The organism is Pseudomonas sp. BN607, from assembly GCF_029871175.1.
GTDB lineage: Bacteria > Pseudomonadota > Gammaproteobacteria > Pseudomonadales > Pseudomonadaceae > Aquipseudomonas.
The window spans coordinates 164,489-186,133 of record NZ_SSOE01000066.1; the positions used below are offsets into that span (position 1 = coordinate 164,489).

20 protein-coding genes are annotated in these 21,645 nt (G+C 60.1%); 8 read left to right on the top strand and 12 right to left on the bottom strand.

Annotated features, from left to right (window positions below; translation table 11 throughout):
* Positions 1–59 precede the first annotated feature (59 nt).
* From E8E68_RS23755 to E8E68_RS23780, 6 genes are all read right to left on the bottom strand, one after another.
* The gene (locus tag E8E68_RS23755; protein ID WP_280345440.1) at positions 60–785 is read right to left on the bottom strand and encodes a phosphocholine cytidylyltransferase family protein; all 726 of its coding nucleotides are present in this window, start codon (positions 783–785) and stop codon (positions 60–62) included.
* On the bottom strand, positions 782–1,384 hold the full coding sequence (locus E8E68_RS23760; protein ID WP_280345443.1) for a type 1 glutamine amidotransferase: 603 nt from the start codon (positions 1,382–1,384) through the stop codon (positions 782–784). The genes E8E68_RS23755 and E8E68_RS23760 overlap by 4 nt, the downstream gene beginning before the upstream one ends.
* Complete coding sequence (locus E8E68_RS23765; RefSeq protein ID WP_280345828.1) at positions 1,381–3,450, bottom strand: PEP-utilizing enzyme; 2,070 nt, start codon at positions 3,448–3,450, stop codon at positions 1,381–1,383. Before E8E68_RS23765 ends, E8E68_RS23760 begins: the two co-directional genes overlap by 4 nt.
* Positions 3,451–3,800: 350 nt before the next feature.
* Positions 3,801–5,111 (bottom strand): ATP-grasp domain-containing protein, encoded by a 1,311-nt coding sequence (locus E8E68_RS23770; RefSeq protein WP_280345446.1) that lies wholly within the window; start codon positions 5,109–5,111, stop codon positions 3,801–3,803.
* Positions 5,112–5,123: 12 nt separating this feature from the next.
* A complete protein-coding gene (locus E8E68_RS23775; RefSeq protein WP_280345450.1) occupies positions 5,124–5,741 on the bottom strand; it encodes a CDP-alcohol phosphatidyltransferase family protein in 618 nt (205 codons plus the stop codon).
* 23 nt (positions 5,742–5,764) lie between these two features.
* Positions 5,765–6,958 (bottom strand): hypothetical protein, encoded by a 1,194-nt coding sequence (locus E8E68_RS23780; RefSeq protein ID WP_280345453.1) that lies wholly within the window; start codon positions 6,956–6,958, stop codon positions 5,765–5,767.
* A gap of 779 nt (positions 6,959–7,737) precedes the next feature.
* Here E8E68_RS23780 and hemA point away from each other — a divergent pair.
* The 6 genes from hemA to E8E68_RS23810 all read left to right on the top strand — a co-directional run bounded on the left by hemA (position 7,738) and on the right by E8E68_RS23810 (position 13,084).
* Complete coding sequence (hemA, locus tag E8E68_RS23785; protein WP_110745484.1) at positions 7,738–9,015, top strand: glutamyl-tRNA reductase; 1,278 nt, start codon at positions 7,738–7,740, stop codon at positions 9,013–9,015.
* Positions 9,012–10,094 (top strand): peptide chain release factor 1, encoded by a 1,083-nt coding sequence (gene prfA, locus E8E68_RS23790; protein WP_280345456.1) that lies wholly within the window; start codon positions 9,012–9,014, stop codon positions 10,092–10,094. Before hemA ends, prfA begins: the two co-directional genes overlap by 4 nt.
* Positions 10,094–10,924, top strand: a complete 831-nt coding sequence (prmC, locus tag E8E68_RS23795) for a peptide chain release factor N(5)-glutamine methyltransferase (protein ID WP_266028605.1) — start codon at positions 10,094–10,096, stop codon at positions 10,922–10,924. The genes prfA and prmC overlap by 1 nt, the downstream gene beginning before the upstream one ends.
* Entirely contained in the window at positions 10,918–11,673 is a 756-nt protein-coding gene (locus E8E68_RS23800; RefSeq protein WP_110745487.1) for a molybdopterin-synthase adenylyltransferase MoeB, read from the top strand. Before prmC ends, E8E68_RS23800 begins: the two co-directional genes overlap by 7 nt.
* Positions 11,666–12,463 carry a glutamate racemase gene (murI, locus tag E8E68_RS23805; protein ID WP_266028604.1) on the top strand — a complete coding sequence of 266 codons (798 nt, stop codon included), beginning with the start codon at positions 11,666–11,668 and terminating at the stop codon, positions 12,461–12,463. Before E8E68_RS23800 ends, murI begins: the two co-directional genes overlap by 8 nt.
* 102 nt (positions 12,464–12,565) lie before the next feature.
* On the top strand, positions 12,566–13,084 hold the full coding sequence (locus tag E8E68_RS23810; protein WP_110745489.1) for an acyloxyacyl hydrolase: 519 nt from the start codon (positions 12,566–12,568) through the stop codon (positions 13,082–13,084).
* A gap of 63 nt (positions 13,085–13,147) precedes the next feature.
* Here the strand turns inward: E8E68_RS23810 and E8E68_RS23815 are convergent, their stop codons facing one another.
* From E8E68_RS23815 to E8E68_RS23835, 5 genes are all read right to left on the bottom strand, one after another.
* Positions 13,148–13,846 carry an SDR family oxidoreductase gene (locus tag E8E68_RS23815; protein ID WP_280345464.1) on the bottom strand — a complete coding sequence of 233 codons (699 nt, stop codon included), beginning with the start codon at positions 13,844–13,846 and terminating at the stop codon, positions 13,148–13,150.
* Between the two features lie 11 nt (positions 13,847–13,857).
* Positions 13,858–15,285 (bottom strand): deoxyribodipyrimidine photo-lyase, encoded by a 1,428-nt coding sequence (gene phrB / locus E8E68_RS23820; RefSeq protein WP_280345467.1) that lies wholly within the window; start codon positions 15,283–15,285, stop codon positions 13,858–13,860.
* Complete coding sequence (locus E8E68_RS23825; protein ID WP_280345470.1) at positions 15,276–16,175, bottom strand: MerR family transcriptional regulator; 900 nt, start codon at positions 16,173–16,175, stop codon at positions 15,276–15,278. Before E8E68_RS23825 ends, phrB begins: the two co-directional genes overlap by 10 nt.
* Complete coding sequence (locus E8E68_RS23830) at positions 16,165–17,133, bottom strand: DUF523 and DUF1722 domain-containing protein (protein WP_280345475.1); 969 nt, start codon at positions 17,131–17,133, stop codon at positions 16,165–16,167. The genes E8E68_RS23825 and E8E68_RS23830 overlap by 11 nt, the downstream gene beginning before the upstream one ends.
* A gap of 99 nt (positions 17,134–17,232) precedes the next feature.
* Positions 17,233–18,219: an NAD(P)/FAD-dependent oxidoreductase gene (locus E8E68_RS23835; RefSeq protein ID WP_110745494.1), complete on the bottom strand. Its 987-nt coding sequence runs from the start codon at positions 18,217–18,219 to the stop codon at positions 17,233–17,235.
* Between the two features lie 187 nt (positions 18,220–18,406).
* Here E8E68_RS23835 and E8E68_RS23840 point away from each other — a divergent pair, with 187 nt between their 5' ends.
* On the top strand, positions 18,407–19,312 hold the full coding sequence (locus E8E68_RS23840) for a TIGR01777 family oxidoreductase (protein ID WP_110745495.1): 906 nt from the start codon (positions 18,407–18,409) through the stop codon (positions 19,310–19,312).
* Positions 19,313–19,325: 13 nt separating this feature from the next.
* Complete coding sequence (gene hemH / locus E8E68_RS23845; protein ID WP_280345480.1) at positions 19,326–20,342, top strand: ferrochelatase; 1,017 nt, start codon at positions 19,326–19,328, stop codon at positions 20,340–20,342.
* A gap of 35 nt (positions 20,343–20,377) precedes the next feature.
* Here hemH and E8E68_RS23850 read toward each other — a convergent pair whose 3' ends face one another.
* Positions 20,378–21,643, bottom strand: coding sequence for a uracil-xanthine permease family protein (locus E8E68_RS23850; RefSeq protein ID WP_110745497.1), 1,266 nt, complete (start codon positions 21,641–21,643; stop codon positions 20,378–20,380).
* Positions 21,644–21,645: the final 2 nt, after the last annotated feature.

Here is a 21,645-nt window from a genome sequence, read left to right on the forward strand (position 1 = left end):
ACCCGCCGCGATCCTCGAATCTACCGTCAGGGTTAGTCGCACCGTCAATTTTGTCGAGATCACCGGTCAGGATAGATCCGCTCGTATAGTGCCACGTCGCTGGGGCAGTCAATTTCTCCCCAGGGAGCGTGCGTCGCCACGCCGGCGACTGGAAAACCTTCGCTGACTAGTGTCCCTAAAAGCGATGTCATGTCAGTTTGGTCGCGTGCCTGAGGCGTGAGCCCTTGCAATTGCTTTTTCAACGCCTGCCAACCCGCTGGCGTGACTTTGAACAAGCCCATGTACTGGCCCTGAATGACTTCAAGGCTGGTAGCGGTCTGTCCAATAGCGCTCACCCATCCATCGACTAAGCGGAAGTTCTCCAGATCTGGTAGCGGATCGTTGAAGCGTTGCTGCCAGAGACTCACTGCAGCGGGATCGTAGCCCAGGACAATATCGGCTGGATGGTTAATTAGCTCGGATACTAGGGTGCTGTCGTAGAAGATGTCACCGTAGCTAACAAGGCAAGGCTCTGCGCTCAACCAATCGCTGGCGCAATTTAGAGAGCTGAAAATACCGGAGCTGCGCCAGCGGTGATTGTGAAACAAAGTGTCGGCGAATGGTGCAAGCATTTCGCTTCGATAGCCTGCAACGATGCCAACCTCGCTGACATCGCATCGACGGAGCGTTTCAATCGCGCGCTGTAGCAGTGGCACACCGTTAAAGGGTACCAAGGCCTTGGGGCGTTCATCGGTCAGGGCTTGTAAGCGGCTCCCGCGACCAGCAGCAAGAATGATGGCTTTCATGAAAAAGCTCCAAAGGCATGTCGCACGCGTTGAATATCCAATGGATCGGCAGGTAGTTCTCGCTCGGGGTGCCACATGATCCCGGTATGCCGACGGTGGTCGTCATACACAGCCTCGATCACGCCGTCGTCGGCCAGGGCTAGTACGCGGTAGCCGTCGGGCGCCTCGCGAAAGCCGTATTCATGATAGGAATTCACTCGGCGCCGTTGTTCTTGCATGTTGATCATGTGCTCACCTACATGGCCGGCCAAGCGTTCCAAAGTGCCGCCAGCTCGCGTCAACATTACCTGCATGCCGCGGCATACACCGAGCACCGGAAGCCGTAGATTTTCCGCAAGATCAAGCAAGACCCTCTCAGTGACGTCGCGTGTATCGGCTGTCCCACTCAGGGCCTGGCAACTCCCTCCACCAGTAAGCAGGAGGCCCTGAGGGCGCAATGATTGGACTAACGCCATGCTGACTCTCGGATCGTTTGGAAGGTACAGCGGGGTCAGCCCACATTGGTCAAAGAATTCAACCCAGCGATGGTCGAGCGCGTCCCGCCATTCCTGGCGTTCGGCGTTGAACTGCCTGAGCATGGTCAGCCCAACCAAAATCATGCCAGCACCTGTATACGCCGCTCGGCGCAGTCGAGCAGCAGGCTTGTCGCCGCCAATAGGGTTTTGAATCGAGTATCGCCCACGCCGATAGCTGCGGGAATGGCGAACTCTCGGGCTCGGATCGACATATGCGAATTCTCGCCTCCGTAGGCGGTGATGAAACCAGCAATGCGGTGGGTAAAAATCCAATCAAAACCTGGATCAGCGTTTTCGATTAAGACAATGCAACCCTCTATGTCCGGTGCCAATTGCCCTGGAAGCACATGGGCCACACGCACATGAGTGGCACTTCGAGTGATGAAGTTGGGATTGCACCAGTGCACTCGATGGCCGAATAGATCTTGCGGCTGACAGATGATGCTTGGCGTACGGACTAACTGCGTTTCATGCCAGCGGCTGCGGTTGTGGGCAATCGCTTGGTGCAAACGTTTGCGATCGATGTCGGCGTAACCGCTGGTAAAGTCGGTGATTTGCGCAAAGCTGAGTTGGTCGCGGTCAAAACAATGTACCTCACCCCAATCGCATAGTGAGCGCAAAACATCCGAAACAAACGCTGCATAGAGGTATTTGAGCTTCTCGCGCGATGCAATAGCGGCCTGAGCAAATTGGAGGAACTGCTCGGCGGAAACGTTAAGACCGCACTGGTCGAAAGCTTGCTGCATGGCGTTGACCTGGGCCCGAGATACAGTTAGCCCGTTCGTAGACTTTGGGGGGCGTTGTAATGGGCGCTGCCAGTCAAAATAACTATCCGGAGTCTCGTCGTAGCGCGCCACACGTATATCGTAGGTACCCGGCCGGACATGACCGTGGAGCTTTAGGAAATCGTCCTTATGCAACGTCTGAAAATCGCTGGCCATCTCGCGACCGATACTATTGACCCCTCCGGTCACATGATCGATGAAACCGGCAGATACTACCCCCGCTGTTTCCAGCGATTTAATTATTGCGGTACCTACGAACGCTGCACGGGCAGCGCCAGCGAATACTTCAGCGACCACGTTGGCCGCCGATAGAGCATTCCTCATACGTTGCAAGGACTCGCCCCGAGGTTGCCTCGCCATTAAACTCTGCACCTTGTCAGTAATACTCGGTAGACGTGTCAGGTCGCAGAAGAACGGGCCGCTGGGGGAAATAATGTGCTCGGTCAACTGGCGTAGCTCGTTCAAGTAGCATTCCTGCTGCTTGGTACTAAGAGTCCGGAGCGCCGGCAGCGCGGCAGCGGCATCGGGGCTAGTAAGCTCTGGCGTGAAGCAAGTAGGAATGATCGCGAACTCGATCTTGTCATGCAGATGAGGACGCATGGCCAAGTACTCGGCGCACTGTTCGACTACCCGCTCGGCAACATCTTGAGGTACCGAGGCAGGGATGAATGACTCGATGCTGTGGGCAATGCATATGTAAGGAGAGCCACCCACCTGGTACATCAGCGGTTTGCGCCGCAGATCCCGGTAGCCGTATCGGAATCTGGCAGAGGCCCAATTAAGGTCAGTGATCAGCTCCTTATATAGCGAGTAGGCTAGCGCCCGCGGCTTGGTACCGATCATTTCCGCCGGGTTCCAGTCCGGCATAAGGCCAAAGAAGGCAGTCGACGTAGGACGCAGATGGTGTTGCTTGCAGATCAGCTCTTCGAGCTGGGAAACCTCGTGCTCCAAAACTTTGCGTAGTTGGGCGTCGGCAAGTGCGCTGGCATTACGGGGCCCATCTGCGGTCATGGGACGCACTTGGAATAGCAGAGGGCCATCGACAGTGATCGCGAACTCTATGTCCAAGGCATCGCGCCCGGTTAGAACTTGTACCTCTTCGAGCAACGCAAACAGCCCTAGTAATTCCGCAGGCTCGCTTGCCGCCTCGCTACCAAGGGAGACGAAAGCGTGCACAGTCTCGTTGCCGGTAGTGACACCGTCAGTGCTGGCACCTGGTACATAGTCAACTACGTAATATGGCAAACCCGTCTCTGGATCACGGGTCATCGCCACTCCGCTGGCCAATACTCCTCTCGCCATCTGCTGCACCAGCACCTCATCGCGCTCGCGAGCCAGGCCGTAGGAGGCGATCACCGTCTTGATGGCTTCGCCGAGTGCCTAGCCGCCACACACATCTAGAACTGACGCGTACATTCCTGCACCGGAATGGCCGTCGCGGTCTTCGGCTAGGCAGCTGGATCGTACAATCAGCGGCTCATCGCCAAAGAACGCCTGACAGTGCGCGATCACAGCCTGCCAGTCCTCCCGCCACTGTGCCACGGTGAATCGATGAAGGGGCAACACTTGCCCGGTGCTCAGAAGTGGTGCCAGTTGCTGCAGAGTATCGGCCTTGCCGGAAAAAGCGAACACGGGAGAAGGATTTACTGAGTGCATATGTCTACCCTAATCAGTCGAATCAGTCCGTTGCAGGGGGCTGTCAGTTCATGTCAGGTTTAAGCCAACTCGGCGCCGGTATAAGTCGCGAGTTCAAGGCCGTAAAGTGAGGACAGCTCGCGCAGGAAGCGATTGCCCTTTTTCGCCGCAGAGTGGGGGCAGTCGTCCTCAACGATGACGTGGCCAATTGTGCCGATGTTGCCGCTATAGACGTTTACCGCCTGGCCAGGCGCAACGTGGGCGGTGCAAAACCGGATGGCGTACTTGTCCAGTAATGGCTGTAGGGTGTCGGGATCATAGTCGTGGGCGATATGACCGCCATTGCGGGAGGCGACAGTTACGACGCTACCTGCGCGCTGAAGCACTGAGTCGTCAATTAGAATGGGCTCGCCCAGGTGCAGACGGACTAGCAGTTCGAACGGGTCGATGCCGGTCAGCATCCGGTACATCTGCGGCGCTACGCTACCCATCATGCGTGCGTTGATCTCCACTAGACAGGGCCCTTTGGCATCGCGCAACAGTTCAACATGATATAGGCCAACATCCAGCCCCAGAGCGCTGAACACTGCCTGCACATATGCTTTGATCTCGTCGCGCTGTGCTGCGTCAAGGCCTGACGGCATGGTCGCGGTCATTTCCAATATTTCGCTATAGTCGGCGCGGAAACGGATGGTGGTCGCAAAGCAGGAGACCTTGGTGTCCTGGACGATGACTTCCGCTGAATGCAATGTACCTTCGATGTATTGCTCGACCAGATAGTCGCGGCTTACCAAGTGGTCGATCATAGGATCAGCACCCTTGCGACTCTGGCGCAGCTCGGCGAGAAAGGCGTCAAAGTCGGTCTGACTATGGCAAATGGCGGAAAACTGCTTGGCGAATCCTCGGGTCGGCTTGATAACGAATGGCAGCGATAAACTCGGAACGACCCCATTGATCAGTTGCTCCTCGCTTAGTACTTCAAAATCAGGAGAGCGTAGTCCGTGTGCCCGCAGCGTTTCGCGCAGTCGACTCTTGTATACCGCCCCGCACAGAGCTTCGTACCTCGGGTAGAGGGTGCCGATGCGCTGGGCCTCACGCGCCACCGGTACTATGGCTGCTTCAGAGGTAGAGATCAGGGCGTCAATAGGGCGCTCTGCGTGCAGGTTGGCCAACAACCGGCTGAATTCGCCGCCTTCCAGATTATCGATACGCAAATAAGCATCCACATATCGCAGGTAAGGCTCGAGACGGGAGGTGTCGTCCTTGATCGAGATCGTCAGGAACGAGGCGTCGCGCTGATGAATGAAGGTGACGTGGCAGCCAAGCCGTTTGGCTGCCTCAAAAGCCAGCAGGCCGCTTACGGTGCTGTCGACGAAAACCACGTGTTTCATTGGAACCTCGGATTACCAGGGATGAAAGTAAATAGTGCTGAGCCCGAACAGCATTGCGAAGCAAGCGACCGTCGAAGGTGCGCCATACTTGGGAATTCTCAAGCTGGTGACCTGGAGGATGCCGACCAGGGCCATTAGGCCGACGATCACACCGGCACCGTATTGCCCGGCCGATAACCCCATCAGCGCCAGCGCAAAGACAAATCCTGAATATGTAGTGGGTAGCCCCTGATATCCCCCGCCAGCCGATGTGCCGGGCATGCCAAACAGCGATAGCCGCAAAATAGCCGTGAAAACCAGAGTTACTGCGGCCAGCGTTGCCGAGAGAGACTGGTCGAGGATTAGGATGACAAGGGCTGGCGTGATGCTGAAATTGAGCAAGTCGGCAAAACTGTCTAGATGCTTGCCGAAGGCCCGTTGCGCGCTGTTCGCAGCCAGGTAGCGCCGGGCTATGTGGCCGTCAAGGAAATCGAGCATCGCGGCCAGGCAAATCACCGTCGCCGCCAGAACAAACCGTCGTTGCAACGCAAAATAAACAGTACCGAAGGCCAGGCTGATATTGAACATTGTTAATATGTTCGCCAAATCCAAAAGACGGACGAACGGAAATACACGCGCCAATGTGGGCATATTGTTCTCCTTGAAGAGATTATTTAGACAGATTGTTTTCCCTTGATCGCAACTGTCGTTCGCAGGGCGTTGGATGCGACGAAATAGAAAGCAAAGAAGATAATGCTCGTGCTGAACAGGCCAACATACTTGACCAGTATTGAGCCGGCGAAGATGGTGATTATCATGCCTAAGTAGACCCCCGCATACTGGACAGATGCCATCAACGGCATGGCGCTGGTAGGTGTGCTCCTGACAAGATCGGCTTGCAACTTGAAAAATGCCAGTTCGAAAAAGAATATGTAGAGAAAATACGCGATGTAACTGGACTGAATATCATGGCCGAACGCTGCGAGCATCATGAACAGGCCGCTGACTACAGCCATCGGCATAGGTAGCGGTTGCACATTACACTTGCCCAAACGGTAGAACAGTACTGCGCCTACCAAAGCTGCAACACTATTGACGGCCTGCAACAAACCGACATACACCTCTCCCAAGCCCAGCACATGGGCCGGTAACAGCACCCTGGACACATTGAAGAAGCCCTGAAAAAGACTGACGAAGACGATGAACTGATAGAGGCTGAGGCGTAGCGCGGGATACTCCTGCAAAAGCGAACCAAGGGCAGTCAATAGTCTTGGTGCGACCTGCACGGTGATCGGAGGCTTTGTTGGCGCAGGTAGTAGATAGGCCGCCAAAGCCGCGATGGAAAAAAGACTGACAGTAATGAGCAGGGCTAACCCAGGCGTCATGTTGGCTTTGAACAGTAGCAGACTGATGCCTGCCAGGCCGCCGGCAATGAATTGTGCGGTGAGTGTCAGAGGCACTGAGCTGGCGATTTGCGCACCCGGGAAATAACACTTGATGGCAACAATACGCCCTACCCGTTGCAGCGCATCCAGGGTGCCAATGACTACCGCGCCTAACACGGCGACTTCCACATGATGTGGCAGGATCTTGTAGGTGACCGCCGCGCAGCCCAGCGACAGCAAGTTGGCACTCCACAGCAAGGTGCGTGGCGCTAGATAGTCAGCCAGTCGGTAGATTGGAGCGACAAGAATTACCGGCAGAACCATTGGTGCAAACAGCACCACTTGGGAAAGTATTAGGCTGGCAGTATGAGCGTAAATATAGTAGGAAAAATAAATATAGCTCAGCGTAGAGGCCGAAATAGCACACAGGTTAACGCCCCAAAGAAGCACTGAGTGCCTACGAGATGCTGCAAATTCTTCCATTGCTCGCGCCTATTATATAGCTTCCTGCCAGGCACGAAGCATACCCTACATTGGAAATCGTTTTTAAGATAAGCTTAACAAAACTGAATTATAAAAATGCTTGTTGTTTGTCGCCAGGTAAGTGCGGGTCATTCCAGTTCATCCCGCTACTAATCCTCATCAACAAAACTTCTAAGTTTCAGTGAGGAATATCGATGTAGCGGGGTCAAGACTAGATCCGGAAGGAGGGTAGGGCAACAGCTGGGGATGTATTTGGGAAATGGACTACAAGACTGTGGATAAATCTTTTGAAAATATGTCAAAAGTCTTCTCGACCCGGTCGAGGTAGTTGGCTAGGGCGATGTCGAGCCGATGGCTCTAGCTCTAGCTCTAGCTCTAGCTCTAGCTCTAGCTCTAGCTCTGGCTCTGGCTTTTGCTGTTACTGTCGCTTCTAAGCGCGCGGTTGATCAGGCGCTGCAGATTGCGACTTCAGGAGGCCGAGCGTAGGGCTTGCTCACAGGAGGACCGCGCCGCAGGCCCCATCATGGGGCGCAGCGCTTGACGGGCATCCATGCCCGTCACCTCCCTGCGCAAGGCCTGCGTTCGGCCTCCTGAAGTCGCGAAGATCAAGATCAGGATCGAAAGCCAGATCAAAAGCCGGCAAGACCTGAAAACACCGCCAGGGCAGGCTACGAAAAGGCGATAGCCGCAGGACTATCAGCACAATAGCGAACGGTGGTTGTCCTAAAACCTGCGAAAGAGGACAATTATCGGCTTCCCGTCACAACCAGCGACCTTGCATGGCCTTTCTTGCACTTGGTATCAACCATAAGACTGCCTCGGTAGACGTACGCGAGCGCGTGGCGTTTACCCCAGAGCAGCTGGTAGACGCCCTGCAGCAGCTCTGCCGACTGACGTCCAGCCGCGAAGCGGCGATCCTGTCGACTTGCAACCGCAGTGAGCTCTATATAGAGCAGGACCACCTGTCCGCCGACGCCGTGCTGCAATGGCTGGCCGATTACCACCGCCTCAGCCTCGACGAACTGCGCGCCAGTGCCTACGTGCATGAAGAGCACGATGCCGTGAAGCACATGATGCGCGTGGCCTCGGGCCTCGACTCGCTGGTACTCGGTGAGCCGCAGATCCTCGGCCAGATGAAGTCCGCCTACGCCGTGGCCCGCGAAGCGGGTACCGTCGGGCCGTTGCTCGGGCGCCTGTTCCAGGCCACCTTCAGCGCCGCCAAACAGGTGCGCACCGACACCGCCATCGGCGAAAACCCGGTGTCGGTGGCATTTGCCGCCGTCAGCCTGGCCAAGCAGATCTTCGCCGACCTCGGCCGCAGCCAGGCCCTGCTGATCGGCGCCGGCGAAACCATTACCCTGGTCGCCCGCCACCTGCATGAGCAAGGCGTGCGCCGCATCGTCGTCGCCAACCGCACCCTCGAGCGCGCCAGCACCCTCGCCGAGCAGTTCGGCGCGCATGCCGTACTGCTGGCCGACATCCCCCAGGAACTGGCCAACAGCGACATCGTCATCAGCTCTACCGCCAGCCAGTTGCCGATCCTCGGCAAGGGCGCGGTCGAGAGCGCGCTGAAGCAACGCCGGCACAAGCCGATTTTCATGGTCGACATCGCCGTCCCCCGCGATATCGAACCTGAAGTCGGCGAACTGGACGACGTTTACCTGTACACCGTCGACGACCTGCACGACGTGGTGGCAGAAAATCTCAAGAGCCGCCAGGGCGCGGCCCAGGCCGCCGAAGAACTGGTTACAGTAGGCGCTGAAGACTTCATGCTGCGCCTGCGCGAGCTGGCTGCGGTGGATGTGCTCAAGGCCTATCGCCAGCAAAGCGAGCGCCTGCGCGACGAAGAACTGCAAAAGGCCCAGCGCCTGCTGGCCAACGGCGGCAACCCCGAAGACGTGTTGGCCCAACTGGCCCGGGGCCTGACCAACAAACTCCTGCATGCGCCCAGCGTGCAGTTGAAAAAGCTCTCGGCTGAGGGGCGCGTCGATGCGCTGGCCATGGCCCAGGAACTCTTTGCCCTCAACGAGGGCTCGACGGACAAATCCCCGCAATGAAAGCGTCGCTGCTGAACAAACTGGAAATTCTCCAGGACCGCTTCGAAGAACTCACCGCACTGCTCGGTGATGCCGAGGTCATTTCCGACCAGACGCGCTTTCGCGCGTATTCCCGCGAATACGCCGAGGTCGAGCCGGTCTACGCTGCTTATAAAGCGTGGCGCAAAGTCCAGGACGACCTCGAAGGCGCCCAGGCGCTGCTCAAGGACAGTGACCCGGACCTGCGCGAAATGGCCGTGGAAGAAGTGCGTGAAGCCAAGGACCAACTGCTGACGCTGGAGGCGCAGCTGCAGCGCATGCTGCTGCCCAAGGACCCCAACGACGGCCGTAACGTGTTCCTCGAAATCCGTGCCGGTACCGGTGGCGACGAGGCGGCGATCTTCTCCGGCGACCTGTTCCGCATGTATTCGCGTTATGCCGAAAAACGTGGCTGGCGCCTGGAAATCCTGTCCGAGAACGAAGGCGAGCACGGCGGCTACAAGGAAATCATCGCCCGCGTCGAGGGCGAGAACGTGTATGGCAAGCTCAAGTTCGAGTCCGGCGCCCATCGCGTGCAGCGCGTGCCGGAAACCGAATCCCAAGGCCGTGTCCATACATCTGCCTGCACCGTGGCAGTACTGCCCGAGCCGGACGAACAGGCAGCTATCGAGATCAACCCGGCCGACCTGCGCGTCGACACCTATCGCGCATCCGGTGCCGGCGGCCAGCACGTCAACAAGACCGACTCGGCAATCCGCATCACCCACTTGCCCACCGGCATTGTGGTGGAGTGCCAGGAAGAACGTTCTCAGCACAAGAACCGTGCCCGTGCCATGTCGTGGTTGTCGGCCAAGCTGAACGACATGCAGACCAGCGCCGCACAGAACGCCATTGCCAGCGAGCGCAAGCTGCTGGTGGGTTCCGGTGACCGCTCCGAACGCATCCGTACCTATAATTATCCTCAGGGGCGGGTGACCGATCACCGTATCAACCTGACCTTGTACTCGCTGGACGACATCCTCAGCGGTGGCGTGGAGGCGGTGATCGAACCGTTGCTGGCCGAATACCAGGCTGATCAACTGGCCGCCCTGGGGGACTGATGACCATCATCGCCAGCCTGCTGCGCAACGCGCAGCTGCCCGAATCGCCTACCGAGCGCCTGGACGCCGAACTGCTGCTGGCCGCGGCCATCGGCAAGTCGCGCAGCTATCTGCACACCTGGCCCGAGCGGATTGTCAGCAGCGAAGATGCCGAGACCTACGCCGGCTACCTGCAGCGCCGTCGGGGTGGTGAGCCAGTGGCTTATATCCTGGGCCAGCAGGGCTTCTGGAAGATCGACCTGGAAGTCGCGCCGCATACCCTGATCCCGCGGCCGGATACCGAGTTGCTTGTCGAGACTGCCCTGGAACTGCAAGCCGCCTCGCCAGCCACGGTTCTTGACCTGGGTACCGGCACGGGTGCTATCGCTCTGGCGCTGGCCAGCGAACGGCCGGCTTGGCAGGTGACTGCGGTCGACCGGGTGGAGGAAGCCGCAGCCCTGGCCGAGCGCAATCGTCAGCGTCTGGGCCTGAACAACGCCCAGGTACGCGTCAGCCATTGGTTCGACAGCCTGGTCGGTGAGCGTTTCGACTTGATCGTCAGTAACCCGCCCTACATTGCCGCAGCAGACCCGCATCTGGTGGCTGGCGATGTACGCTTCGAGCCCAGCAGCGCCCTGGTGGCCGGTGCCGATGGCCTGGACGACCTGCGTGTGATCGCCGCCCAGGCCCCGGCGCATCTGTTGCCGGGGGGCTGGTTGCTGCTGGAGCACGGCTACGATCAGGCAGCTGCCGTACGCGCTTTGCTGGCTGAGCAAGGCTTTGTCGAGGTCGCCAGTCGTACCGACCTGGGCGGCCATGAACGCATTACCTTGGGGCGCCTGCCATGCTGAGTGATGAGGAACTGCTGCGTTACAGCCGCCAGGTACTGCTGGCGCAGATCGACATCGACGGCCAGTTGCGGCTCAAGCAAAGCAAGGCGCTGATCGTCGGGCTGGGGGGCCTGGGCTCGCCGGTTGCCTTGTACCTGGCTGCTGCCGGTGTAGGGGAACTGCACCTGGCCGACTTCGACACCGTCGACCTCACCAACCTGCAACGCCAAGTGATCCACGACAGTGCCAGCGTCGGCATGAGCAAGGTCGACTCGGCGCTGCAACGTCTGCAGGCGATCAACCCGGAAATCAGCCTGGTTGCCCACCGCCAGGCTTTGGACGAAGACTCGTTGGCCGCCACGGTGGCAGCGGTCGACCTGGTGCTGGATTGCTCCGATAACTTCGCCACCCGCGAGGCGGTCAACGCCGCGTGTGTCGCTGCCGCCAAGCCGCTGGTCAGCGGTGCGGCAATCCGCCTGGAAGGGCAACTGTCGGTATTCGACCCGCGGCGCGACTATAGCCCTTGCTACCACTGCCTGTACGGGCATGGCAGCGAAGCTGAGCTGACGTGCAGCGAAGCTGGGGTGATCGGCCCTCTGGTGGGCCTGGTAGGCAGCTTGCAGGCGCTCGAAGCAATGAAGTTGCTGGCGGGCTTTGGCGAGCCGTTGGTCGGCCGTTTGTTGTTGATCGATGCCCTTGGCACCCGTATCCGCGAGCTGCGCGTCAAGCGCGACCCGGCTTGTGCTGTCTGTGGCAAACGCGATGGCTGAGCGCTCGGCGCCGGTCGGCGTGATGGACTCGGGGGTCGGCGGGTTGTCGGTGCTCGCCGAGATCCAGCGCCTGCTGCCCAACGAGACGTTGCTGTATGTGGCCGATTGCGGGCATATACCCTACGGTGAGAAGTCGCCGGACTACATCCGCGAGCGCTGCCGGCACATTGCCGGGTTCTTCCATGAGCAGGGCGCAAAGGCCATGGTGTTGGCCTGCAACACCGCCACGGTGGCGGCAGTGGCCGACCTGCGAGAGTTGTATCCGGGCTGGCCTTTGGTGGGCATGGAGCCGGCCGTGAAGCCGGCAGCGGCCGCCACGCGCTCGGGTGTGGTGGGTGTGCTGGCTACCACCGGTACCTTGCAGAGTGCCAAGTTCGCGGCCTTGCTCGATCGCTTCGCCAACGACGTGCAGGTTATTACCCAGCCTTGCCCCGGCCTGGTCGAGTTGATCGAAACCGGTGACCTTGCAAGCCCGGCGTTGCGCCAGCTGCTGCAAGGTTATGTGCAGCCGCTGCTGGCAGCAGGCTGCGATACGCTGATCCTCGGCTGCACCCATTACCCTTTCCTTCGCCCATTGCTGGCCGGCATGGTGCCGGAGCACGTAGCCGTGATCGACACCGGCGCGGCCGTGGCGCGTCAGTTGCGACGGCTGCTGGGTGCCAATGACCTGTTGGCCGAAGGCCCGGCCGGCGCTGCACGTTTCTGGACAAGCGCTGACCCAGAAACCTTAAGAAGAATCCTACCTGTGCTGTGGCATAAGTCCGACGATGTGCAAAGCTTTGCGTTGTGAAAAAAACGTGAAAAAAGGCTGAACTATCGTTCCACTTCTGCTTTCTACCGCTTGCCTGAGATGAGGCGGACACTAACAACAGCATCAGGAAGGATGTTTCTTATGAGGAAACTGCTGGGCTTGGCAGCGGCTGCTGCCTTTATTTGGGGGCAAGCGGTGTCGGCACAAGCTGCCGATGTTTCGTTTTCGGTGGGGCAAACCGGCGACTCGACCATGGTCTACCGGTTAGGGCTGCAATCGAACTGGGACGCTAGCTGGTGGCAGACCAGCGTTGGTCGGCTGACCGGCTATTGGGATGGGGCCTACACCTACTGGGATGGCGACGAGACCGCGAGCAATCACAGCCTGTCTTTCGCGCCAGTGTTCGTCTATGAATTTGCCGGTGAGTCGGTGAAGCCTTATATCGAGGCGGGGATTGGGGTGGCGGCGTTCTCCAGCACCGAGCTGGAAAGCAACGAGCTGGGTTCGGCATTCCAGTTCGAAGACCGCATCGGCTTTGGTTTGCGCTTTGCCGGCGGGCATGAGATTGGGGTGCGGGCAATTCACTATTCGAACGCCGGCATCAAAGAGCCCAATGATGGTGTAGAAAGCTACAGCCTGCATTACCGAATGGCGCTCTGAGTCCATTTGCATTCACCCCTTCGCGGGCAAGGCCCGCGAAGGCGGTAATGCTGATTTCAGGTACTAGCGCGTCAGCGGCCACAGGCTGCTGAGTTCCAGAGTCTCCAGGACCAGTTCCGGTTCTGCCTGAGGCCACCGCCGCAATAACTCTTCTGCAGCACTGCCGGGTGTCCACTCCTCTGGTATCGCCTGTGCGGACGTCACCGTTACCTTCAGCGATTGTGGCCCAACGATAGTCAGGGCTATCCCTTGCTGCTCAAGGGCCTTGCGCTGCTCACGCATCCATTGCGGCAAGGTGTTCCAGCCTGCGGTCACCTGTGTCGGCGCAAACAGCTGCAGCGCCGAATAACGGTTGAAAAGCGCCATCACTTGCGGCGACTGCCCCTTTGCCAACAACGGCAGCGCTTTGCTCAGGCAATGCTCTGCGGCGAGCTGGTTGGTAGTGACGATCGTTTCAATCAACTCGCTGTCACCCACATTGTCTGGCAAGTAATCGCTGGTGCCGGTGTTGATGATCAGCCCGTCCAGCGAGCACCAGGCATGGCAAATTTGTTGGCACGCATCGGTGACTTGTTGCTCATCATGCAACCCCCACGGCACCTGCAACAATTGGCTGCCGTAACGTGCCCGCAACGCTTCCAGCACAGCGCTGTCCTTGCCACTTGCGGCAACGCGATGCCCTTCATCGAGCATCCGCTCCACCAAAGCCAAGCCAAGTCCGTTGCTTGCGCCTGTAACCCAGAAACTGCGCGAGTTAATCAAGACGTTATCCCCTAATTCTGCCGGCGTGGCAGCCCTTTGAACGCATCCAGGGCCCGCTGGCGACTGCTGCTGAGATCTACGATTGGACTTAGGTATGAAGTATTACCGAAAAGGTCCGTCGATTTAATGGGTTGATGGATGGCTTTTTCATCGAGCGTTTGCAGTTCGGGTACCCAGTGGCGAATGAACTGCCCCTGAGGGTCGAAGCGCTGCGATTGCGAAACCGGGTTGAAAATACGGAAATAGGGCACCGCATCGGTGCCGGTGGACGCGCTCCACTGCCAGCCGCCGTTGTTGGCGGCCAGGTCACCGTCTATCAGGTGGCGCATGAAGTGGCGTTCGCCCTTGCGCCAGTCGATCAGCAGGTTCTTGCTGAGGAACATGGCCACGACCATGCGCAGGCGGTTGTGCATCCAGCCTGTGTGCAGCAGTTGGCGCATCGCGGCGTCGATGATCGGGATGCCGGTGCGGCCTTGTTTCCAGGCTTCGAGGTCGTCGGGTGCATCGCGCCATGGCAGGGCCTCGGTATGGGCGCGGAACGCGCGGTGGCGTGACACCTGTGGATAACCGTGCAGGATATGCTTGTAGAACTCACGCCAGAGCAGCTCGTTGATCCAGGTCTGCACGCCGATGCTGCCGCTGTCGAATTCGCCCCGGTTGCTGGCCAGGGCGCCATGCAGGCATTGGCGCGGTGAAATGACACCCGCGGCCAGGTAAGTAGAGAGCTGGCTGGTACCGGGCTTGGCCGGCAGGTCGCGCAACTGGTGGTAGTCGTCGATGGCCTCGTCAAGAAAGCGCGACAGCCTGGTCTGTGCCTCTGCTTCACCTGCGGGCCAGTGCTCACGCAATGCATGCGCGGTTTTCTCGAACCCGTCGATGTGTTGGGGAATCGGGTCGCTCTCGATGTTCAGCGGTGCCTGGCGCTTCACCCGATGGGCCAGCGCAGGCAAGCTGCGGTGCAAGTGTTCCAGGCAGTTTTTCTTGAACTGGCTGAACACCTGGAAGTAATCGCCATTGCGGGTCAGGATGGTGCCGGGGCGGAACAGCAGCTGATCGAGATGGCTGTGTGCCTGGATAGCCGCTTTTTCGAGCATTGCGCGGGTAGCATCGTCCCGGCGCTGCTCGTTGATGCCATATTCCTCGTTCCAGTGCACGCTTTGCACCTGATGCTGGCGGCAGACATCAAGGACGGCCTGCGGCGCCTGGTCCCAGGTACTGACTTTACGGATCAGTAGCGGAATGTTGAGCTTTTCCAGCGACTGGCGCAGGTCGCGCAGATTACGCAGCCAGAAGTCGACTTTGCAGTCGGCGTCGTCGTGCGCTTGCCATTGCCCGGGGCTGACCAGCCACAACGCGATGGTTGGGCCGCGTTCGGCAGCGGCGCTAAGAGCGGTGTTGTCATCGATGCGCAGATCGCTGCGCAGCCAGGTCAGGTGCATGGGGCATTCATCTCTACAGGCTGGCGGTCATGCGCTTGAAGCAAGCGCAATGCCGCCTGCGGGGTATCGAACAGGAAAAGGTCGGGCAGCTCGGACTCCCTCAGTTGGGCTTCATGCAAGGCGACCATGCTGCCGCCCAGCAGCTTCGGGCCTGGCATGCCCTGCAGAGAACGCAGCAACGCTTTGTCGTCGATGCGCGGCCCCAGATGCAGCAGCACGGCGCGTGGCTGGAAGGCGCTGAGCGCGGTTTGCAGTTGTGGGGCGGATACCGGCTGTTCCAGCACCTCGACCGGGAAGCCATTGCTGGTGAACAACCACGCGCATAACCACAAGCCGGGGTTGAAGGTACGTTCGCAGTCCTCCGCAAGCAGTACAGCGGGGCCTTGCAGCAGCTGGTTGTCGTGGTACACGCGAGCACCGAGCTTGCTGCGCAGCCAACCGTGAAAGAACACCTGCTCCAGCCGCGCATTGAAATAATTGCGCCAGCGCAGGTCGAGCAGGTCGAGCAGCGGGAGTAGCAGTTGCTCGCACAGGGTCACGGCGGGGTACAGGGCCATGGCCTGGTTAAGCTGCTGGTCTAGGGCACGCTGTGACAGGCTGGCGATGGCTTCGATCAGCTGGAACTGCCTGGCTTGCCAGTCACCCTTGGGCGCTGTGCTGGCCGATTTGTCGAGCAAGTCACGGACCTGGCCGACGGAGGCACCACGTTGCAGCCAGGCCAGGATCGCCTCGACCCGCTCAACCTGCTCCAGCGGATACAGGCGATGCCCCTTCGCAGTGCGCTGAGGCTTGAGCAGGCCATAACGACGCTCCCAGGCGCGCAGGGTGACCGGGTTGACGCCGGTGCGGCGCGCCAGTTCGCCAATGGGCAGTAACGCGTCAGACCGCATTGCGCAAGCCCAGGCTTTCGGGGTGCGGCTGCAGGTAGGCCTGCTGTTGCAGGTACGGGTCAGGGTGCTTGCGCAAATGGTGCTTGAGCAGGGTCAACGGCACCACCAGCGGCACCACGCCTTTATGGTACTGGCCAATGACTGTCTGCAACTCGTCCTTGTCCTGTTGGGTCAGGGCATTCTTGAAGTAACCGCACAGGTGCTGCAGCACGTTGCAGTGGGTGCCCCGGCTGGCGCAGCGGCGCAGGGCCTGCATCAGCTGGCTGAAGTAGAGCTGGCCAATGGCTTGGGGGTCGACATCCTTGTCCATGCTGCCAAGCAGGCGGCCAACGGTGCGATAGGCTTGCGGATTGTTGGCCATCAGCAAGTACTTGTAGCGTGAGTGAAAGCGCACCAACGCGCCCCGGCTGAGGCCTTCGGCCAATACGCGCTGCCAGTCAGCGTAGGCGTAGACGCGGCTGATGAAGTTCTCGCGCAGCACCGGGTCGTGCAGGCGGCCTTCTTCCTCGACCGGCAGGTCGGGGCGCATTTCGCAGAAAGCCTGGGCATACACACCGCGGCCGCCATTCATGGCTGGGTAGCCATTGTCCTGGTACACCTTGACGCGCTCCAGGCCACAAGAGGGCGATTTCTGCATGAAGATATAGCCGCAGATGTCGTCGAGCTGGCTGGCCATCTGCTCGCCATAGCTGCGTAGCGGGCCAGTCACGTCCATGCCCGGGTTGCGAGTACCCACCACTTCCGGTTGTTCGGGGTTGCCGATAAGGCGAATCGGATCGCGTGGCACGCCCAAGCCAATAGCCACTTCCGGGCATACCGGCAACCAGTCGAAGTGTTGTTCGAGTTGTGTGCGACACAGGTCAGAGGACTTGTGGCCACCGTTATAGCGCACGCTGTGCCCGGTCAGGCAGGCGCTGATGGCGATACGCGGCTTGCTGTGGGCGGAAGGGTCGTGCATGGCTGCCTCCATAAACCTGTACGTAAGTAAAATCTTGTACAGGTTTATTCCAGCACAGCACAGAAGTTATGCAAACCACTATTTTTGTATAGTGCTAAATCACTCCAGGTGTTCGAGCAGTCGTCGTGCCGCTTCCTGGCCACTGAGCCAGGCACCTTCGACCCGCCCGGACAGGCACCAGTCGCCGCAGGCGTACAAGCCCTGGTCGGCATCGGCCAGTGCGCCCCATTCATGGTTGCTGCTGGGGCGGGCGTATAGCCAGCGGTGGGCCAGGGCAAAGGTTGGCTCGGGTACCACGCAGCCGACCAGCTCGGCGAATTCGCCCCACAGCTGTTCGATGACTTCTTCCTTGGACAGGTCGATGTGCTGCCGGCTCCAGTCGGCAGTGGCGTGCAGTACCCAGGTGTCGAGCTGTTCGTCCCGGCCTGGCTTGCTGCGGTTGCGGGCCAGCCAGTCGAGTGGGTTGTCCTGGACGAAGCAGCCTTGCATCGGCGTGTCCAGGGCTGCCTGGAAGGCCAGTGCAACGGCCCAGGTGGGCTCCATCTGCACGCCCGCAGCCACCGCCGCCAGTTTCGGGGTGGCGGCCAGCAGTGGTGTGGCCTGGGGGGCAGGGACTGCGATCACGACGCGGCTGTAGGGGCCATGGCTGCAGCCTTCGGTGTCCTGCAGGTGCCAGTACTGTTTGCCGCGGAACACTTCGGCAATGCGGCAGCCGAAATTGACCGTGACGTCCTTGAGCAGGCCGCGGGTGATGGCACTCATTCGTGGCACGCCGACCCAGCGCGTCTGCTCGTCCGGGGAAGGGCTGAGCGTGCCATCCCGGTAGTTGTACAGCTGCGGTTTCCACTGTTCGGCCCAGCCGGCGGCAACCCATTGCTGCACCTGGTCGACAAAGCGCCGGTCACGCGCAGTGAAATATTGGGCACCGAGGTCGAGTGCGCCGGCCTCGCTGCGCTTGCTGGCCATGCGCCCCCCACTGCCGTGGCCTTTGTCGAACAAGTGCACGGATTGCCCGGCCTTCTGCAGGGCTTGGGCGGCTGACAGGCCGGCGATACCGGCCCCGATGATGGCAATAGGTACTGTCATGATGGCCTCTTCGAACCTTGCTGTGAGCAGAGTACGCTTTCAGGCAAACCTGTACAATGTGCAAAATTTGTATAAGGTTATTCCGCTTAAGCGGTCAGGTTGGCCTATGTTTATCCGAGAGCGTCGGGTCAAAAAAGTGCCTTGATGTTAAAAATAGACCACCGCCGCATTCTGCGAGGACACAGCCATGCATATATTGCTGACGGGCGGCACTGGGTTGATTGGCAAGCACCTTTGCCACTACTGGCTTGGCCAGGGCCATCGGCTGACAGTGTGGAGCCGGCGCCCTCAGGATGTGCCGAAAATTTGCGGCACTGGCGTACGGGGTATCGCCCGGTTGGAGCAGCTGGAGCCGGATGATCAGCTCGACGCGGTGGTCAACCTCGCGGGGGCGCCGATTGCCGACCGGCCTTGGACGGCTGCCCGGCGCAACCTGCTGTGGGCCAGCCGCATTACGCTCACCGAGCAGCTGCTGGCTTGGCTCGGCACCCGGGAGCAGCGCCCGGAAGTGTTGATTTCGGGGTCTGCGGTGGGCTGGTACGGTGATGGCGGTGAGCGCGAGCTGACCGAGGCCTCAACCCCCGTGCGGGAAGATTTCGCCAGCCAGTTATGCATTGCCTGGGAAGAGACCGCCCAGCGTTCCCAGGCCCAGGGTATTCGCGTGGTGCTGGTGCGTACCGGGTTGGTGCTGGCCAGCGACGGCGGCTTTTTGTCGCGCCTGCGCGTGCCGTTCAAACTGGGACTGGGCGGGCCTCTGGGCGACGGGCGGCAATGGATGCCCTGGGTCCATATAGACGACCAGGTCGCCCTGATAGATTTTCTGTTGCAGCACAAGGATGCCAGCGGTCCTTATAATGCCTGCGCGCCCGAGCCAGTGCGCAACCGCGAGTTCGCCAAGCGCCTGGGGCGTACTTTGCACCGGCCGGCACTGCTGCCGGTGCCCGCATTTCTGCTGAAGGCAGGCTTGGGCGAGCTGTCGATGCTGCTGCTCGGTGGCCAGCGAGCGCGCCCGGTGCGCTTGCTCGCGGCAGGCTTCACCTTCCGTTTCAACGATCTGCAATCGGCCCTGGACAATTTGTCCAGCCGCCTCTGACATAGGACGCTGCATGACCGATCATGCCCTGCTGCTGGTCAACCTGGGTTCCCCGGCCTCCACCTCGGTGGCCGATGTACGCCGCTACCTCAACCAGTTCCTCATGGACCCGTACGTGGTCGACCTGCCGTGGCCGTTGCGGCGCTTGCTGGTGTCGCTGATCCTGATCAAGCGCCCAGAGCAATCGGCTCATGCCTACGCTTCGATCTGGTGGGAGGAGGGCTCGCCTCTGGTGGTGCTGACCCGTCGGCTGCAGGCCGCGATGGTCGAGCACTGGCCGCATGGCCCAGTGGAAATTGCCATGCGCTACGGCCAGCCAGCGTTGCCTGATGTGTTGGAGCGGCTGGCCGCCCAAGGTGTGCGCAAGGTGACTTTGGCGCCGCTGTATCCACAGTTCGCCGACAGCACGGTGACCACGGTGGTCGAGCTGGCAAAACAGACAGTCAGCGAGCGCCAGTTGCCGTTGCAGATGCGTGTGCTGCAGCCGTTCTACGAGCACCCGGCGTACATCGAGGCACTGGCTGCCAGTGCCCGGCCGTACCTTGAGACGGGTTACGACCACCTGCTGTTGAGCTTCCATGGTTTGCCGGAACGGCACCTGAAAAAGCTGTTTCCGAAAGGGGTCAAGCACGACCTGCGTGCTGCCGATTGCTGCTACGAAGCGACCGCCGAAGTACGTTCGGTTTGCTATCGCGGGCAATGCCTGGCTACGGCCAAAGCCTTTGCGCAGAGAATGGGCATACCTGATGGCAAGTGGTCGGTATCGTTCCAGTCGCGGCTGGGCCGGGACAAGTGGATCGAACCCTACACCGAGACGCGGTTGGATGAGCTGGCCAAGGCAGGTGTGAAGAAGCTGCTGGTGATGTGCCCGGCGTTTGTGGCGGATTGCATCGAAACGCTGGAAGAGATAGGCATGCGTGGCAGCGAGCAGTTTGTCGAGGCGGGTGGCCGGGAGCTGGTGCTGGTGCCGTGCCTGAATGATCACCCGGAGTGGGTGAGGGTGTTGGCTGATATGTGTGACAAGGCCTGAATCGAAGGGGCCGCCTTGCGGCCCCTGCCGACCGTTTACACATCCAGCTTCTTGTGCTTCCAGCCATCATTGCCCGGCAGAATCAGGTTCAGCGCAATAGCCACAATGGCGCACAGGGCGATGCCCTTCAGGCCCCAGTCATCCGGGCCGTCACCGCTGCCGATCAGCACGCCGCCGATACCGAACACCAATGTCACCGAGACGATCACCAGGTTGCGTGCTTCGGCCAGGTCGATCTTGTGGCGGATCATGGTGTTCATGCCCACCGCTGCGATCGAGCCGAACAGCAGGCACAGAATGCCGCCCATCACCGGCACCGGGATGCTCTGCAGCAGCGCGCCGAACTTACCGATGAACGCCAGGGTAATGGCGAAGACCGCCGCCCAGGTCATGATCTTCGGGTTGTAGTTCTTGGTCAGCATCACCGCGCCGGTCACTTCGGCATAGGTAGTGTTGGGCGGGCCGCCGAACAGGCCGGCTGCAGTAGTCGCCAGGCCGTCCCCCAGCAACGTCCGGTGCAGGCCAGGCTTCTTCAGGTAGTCACGACCGGTCACGCTGCCCACCGCGATCACCCCGCCGATATGCTCGATCGCCGGCGCCAGCGCAACCGGAACGATGAACAGAATGGCCTGCCAGTTGAACGCAGGGGCGGTGAAATTGGGGATTTCCAGCCACGGTGCGGCAGCGATCCTGGCGGTGTCGACCACGCCAAAGGCGAACGACAGGGCAAAGCCCACCAGCACGCCGGAGATGATGGGTACCAGGCGGAAAATGCCCTTGCCGAATACGGCAACGATCAAGGTTGTCAGCAGCGCTGGCATCGAGATCAGCATGGCCGTCTTGTACGGCATCAGCGCTGCACCATCCCCACCTTTGCCCATTGCCATGTTGGCGGCGATAGGCGCCATGGCCAGGCCGATGGAGATGATTACCGGGCCGATCACCACGGGCGGCAGCATGCGGTCGATGAAACCGGTGCCTTTGATTTTTACCATCAGGCCCATGAAGGTGTACACGAAGCCTGCAGCCATCACGCCGCCCATGGTCTCGGCCAGGCCGAACTGGCCCTTGGCGAGGATGATAGGGGTGATGAAGGCAAAGCTCGAAGCCAGGAACACCGGTACCTGACGGCCGGTGACCAGCTGGAACAGCAAGGTGCCGATGCCGGCAGTGAACAGCGCGACGTTCGGGTCCAGGCCGGTGATCAGGGGCATCAGCACCAGCGCGCCGAATGCCACGAAAAGCATCTGCGCGCCCGAAACGACCTGGCGCCAGAGCGGGTCGTTGAAGCCGTCCTGCATGG

What these genes read in the sequence shown, in the direction of transcription:
- E8E68_RS23755 (WP_280345440.1), bottom strand. Translation starts at nt 785, where the DNA reads ATGAAAGCCATCATTCTTGCTGCTGGTCGCGGGAGCCGCTTACAAGCC.
- E8E68_RS23760 (WP_280345443.1), bottom strand. Translation starts at nt 1,384, where the DNA reads ATGATTTTGGTTGGGCTGACCATGCTCAGGCAGTTCAACGCCGAACGC.
- E8E68_RS23770 (WP_280345446.1), bottom strand. Translation starts at nt 5,111, where the DNA reads ATGAAACACGTGGTTTTCGTCGACAGCACCGTAAGCGGCCTGCTGGCT.
- E8E68_RS23775 (WP_280345450.1), bottom strand. Translation starts at nt 5,741, where the DNA reads ATGCCCACATTGGCGCGTGTATTTCCGTTCGTCCGTCTTTTGGATTTG.
- E8E68_RS23780 (WP_280345453.1), bottom strand. Translation starts at nt 6,958, where the DNA reads ATGGAAGAATTTGCAGCATCTCGTAGGCACTCAGTGCTTCTTTGGGGC.
- hemA (WP_110745484.1), top strand. Translation starts at nt 7,738, where the DNA reads ATGGCCTTTCTTGCACTTGGTATCAACCATAAGACTGCCTCGGTAGAC.
- prfA (WP_280345456.1), top strand. Translation starts at nt 9,012, where the DNA reads ATGAAAGCGTCGCTGCTGAACAAACTGGAAATTCTCCAGGACCGCTTC.
- prmC (WP_266028605.1), top strand. Translation starts at nt 10,094, where the DNA reads ATGACCATCATCGCCAGCCTGCTGCGCAACGCGCAGCTGCCCGAATCG.
- E8E68_RS23800 (WP_110745487.1), top strand. Translation starts at nt 10,918, where the DNA reads ATGCTGAGTGATGAGGAACTGCTGCGTTACAGCCGCCAGGTACTGCTG.
- murI (WP_266028604.1), top strand. Translation starts at nt 11,666, where the DNA reads ATGGCTGAGCGCTCGGCGCCGGTCGGCGTGATGGACTCGGGGGTCGGC.
- E8E68_RS23810 (WP_110745489.1), top strand. Translation starts at nt 12,566, where the DNA reads ATGAGGAAACTGCTGGGCTTGGCAGCGGCTGCTGCCTTTATTTGGGGG.
- phrB (WP_280345467.1), bottom strand. Translation starts at nt 15,285, where the DNA reads ATGCACCTGACCTGGCTGCGCAGCGATCTGCGCATCGATGACAACACC.
- E8E68_RS23825 (WP_280345470.1), bottom strand. Translation starts at nt 16,175, where the DNA reads ATGCGGTCTGACGCGTTACTGCCCATTGGCGAACTGGCGCGCCGCACC.
- E8E68_RS23830 (WP_280345475.1), bottom strand. Translation starts at nt 17,133, where the DNA reads ATGCACGACCCTTCCGCCCACAGCAAGCCGCGTATCGCCATCAGCGCC.
- E8E68_RS23835 (WP_110745494.1), bottom strand. Translation starts at nt 18,219, where the DNA reads ATGACAGTACCTATTGCCATCATCGGGGCCGGTATCGCCGGCCTGTCA.
- E8E68_RS23840 (WP_110745495.1), top strand. Translation starts at nt 18,407, where the DNA reads ATGCATATATTGCTGACGGGCGGCACTGGGTTGATTGGCAAGCACCTT.
- hemH (WP_280345480.1), top strand. Translation starts at nt 19,326, where the DNA reads ATGACCGATCATGCCCTGCTGCTGGTCAACCTGGGTTCCCCGGCCTCC.
- E8E68_RS23850 (WP_110745497.1), bottom strand. Translation starts at nt 21,643, where the DNA reads ATGCAGGACGGCTTCAACGACCCGCTCTGGCGCCAGGTCGTTTCGGGC.